Source organism: Streptomyces muensis, from assembly GCF_021474425.1.
Taxonomy (GTDB): domain Bacteria; phylum Actinomycetota; class Actinomycetes; order Streptomycetales; family Streptomycetaceae; genus Streptomyces; species Streptomyces muensis.
Genome location: NZ_JAKEIP010000538.1, coordinates 1 through 1,857 on the forward strand (window position 1 = coordinate 1; position 1,857 = coordinate 1,857).

General features: G+C 71.0%; 2 protein-coding genes. Both read right to left on the reverse strand.

The annotated features are described in order from the left end of the window. The coding region (locus L0P92_RS44135) for a glycosyltransferase family 2 protein (RefSeq protein ID WP_234768766.1) at positions 1-1,272 on the reverse strand (1,272 nt) is incomplete at its 3' end. Beyond that, positions 1,269-1,857 (reverse strand): CDP-glycerol glycerophosphotransferase family protein (locus tag L0P92_RS44140; protein ID WP_234768767.1); only part of this gene is annotated, 589 nt, incomplete at its 5' end. The genes L0P92_RS44140 and L0P92_RS44135, both read right to left, overlap by 4 nt.

Genomic DNA, 1,857 nt, shown 5'->3' on the forward strand with positions numbered 1-1,857 from the left:
GAGGAGGGCGGCGCGGTGGGGGCCCACGGGGAGGCGTAGGCCGGGGTCGTAGGTGCGGATCGTGAGGTCGATCGAGGCGCCGGGGCCGCGGGTGAGCTCGGTGATCTCGTGGCGGAACTGGGCGCTGCGGAAGGGGCGGGTGTCCAGCTCCAGGTCGGAGACGTCCAGTTCGCGGCGGGCCCAGGTGGAGGTGGGCAGGGCGGTGCCCCAGTACAGGTGGCCGTCCGCGTCCGGTGTCACGTGCCGGGGTGCCACCGCGCGGCCCAGGCCCCGGGCCGCCGACCGGGCCTCGTGGAAGCGGCGTTCGCGGACCAGTTGCAGGACCACGCGTTCCATGCGGGGCAGGCGGGCGTAGGCAGCGGGGGAGAGGGTCTCCAGGTAGGGGACGGTGATGTCGGCGAAGGCGGACAGCCACTCCTCGTCGCGGTAGGGGAGATCTCCGGCGTACATGCGGAAGTCGTGCTTCAGGAACTTGTAGTCCTTGTCCTCGCGCAGACCTCCGTGTCCGCTCTCGACGAGGAAGTCGTCGATGAGGCGCTGGACGTGGACGCGGTCGCGGACGTTCTCCAGTTTGTGACGCTGGTTGGAGATCGAGGCCGCCTCCGTGGCCGCGTACGGTGCGACGTGCCAGCGGTACACCGGCTCCGGGATGATCGTGAACTCCTTGGCCAGACAGTACGCCTGTGCCGAGAACAGCTGGTCCTCGTAGTGGATGCCCTCCGGGAAGCGGAGGTCGTAGCGGTCCAGGAAGGCGCGGGCGTACATCTTGCTCGTCGACAGGTGCTCGAAGAGCAGACGGGGTTCGGACTCGATGCCGATCACCGTGCGGCGCTCGGCGACCAGGTGCGGCATCCACTTCGTACGGCGCCCGCTGTCCTCCCGGACCCGTACGACCGCCCCCATCGCGAAGTCGATCTCCCGTTCCCGGTGGGCCGACAGCAGCAACTCGACCGCGTCGTCGGTCAGTTCGTCGTCGCTGTCCAGGAACATCGCGTACGGCGCCCGGGCGATCTCCAGGGCGGCGTTGCGCGGGGCGCTGCAGCCGCCGCTGTTCCGGGGCAGGCGGAGGTGGCGGATGCGGGGGTCCCGGGCCGCCAGATGCCGGGCCACCTGGGGGGTTTCGTCCGTCGAGTGGTCGTCGCTGATGATGATCTCGATATTGGCGTGGGTCTGGCGGCGCACCGACTCCACGGCCCGGGGGAGGCGGGCGGCGTCGTTGTAGACGATGACCGTGACCGTGACGTCCGGGGGCGGGGGCGCTTCGGGGGTCATGCGGCCTCCTCCGGGGTCGGTGCCGGGGTGCGTTCTTCCAGCGGGACAACCGGGGGCAGGGCATCCTCGCTCTCGTTCAGGAACACCCGTCGTACGACCCGTTCGGCGGCGTGGCCGTCGTCGTACTCGCAGAAGCGGCGACGGAAGGCGGCCCGCGCCTTTGTCGCGCCCTCGTCGCGCCAGGCCGTGGTGGTGAGGATCTCGGTGAGTTCCCGCTGGGTGCGGGCGACCTGGCCGGGCGGCTCGGCCGGCAGGTCGAAGTAGACGCCGCGGGTGGAGCGGTACGTCTCCCAGTCGTCGGCGTAGATGACGATCGGGCGGTCGAGGTTGGCGTAGTCGAACATGATGGACGAGTAGTCCGTGACCAGCGCGTCCGCGGCCAGCGCCAGGTCCTCGACCGGGTCGTAGGCGGAGACGTCGATGACCCGGCCGGTGCGGCGCAGGGCGGTCAGCGGGGACGGCGTGCCGTCGTAGAAGTAGTGGCCGCGGACCAGCAGGACCGTGTCCTCGCCGAGCTGGTCGGCGAGGGTGGCGAGGTCGAGGCGGGGGGTCCAGCCGGCCTCGTAGTCGCGGTGGGTGGGGGCG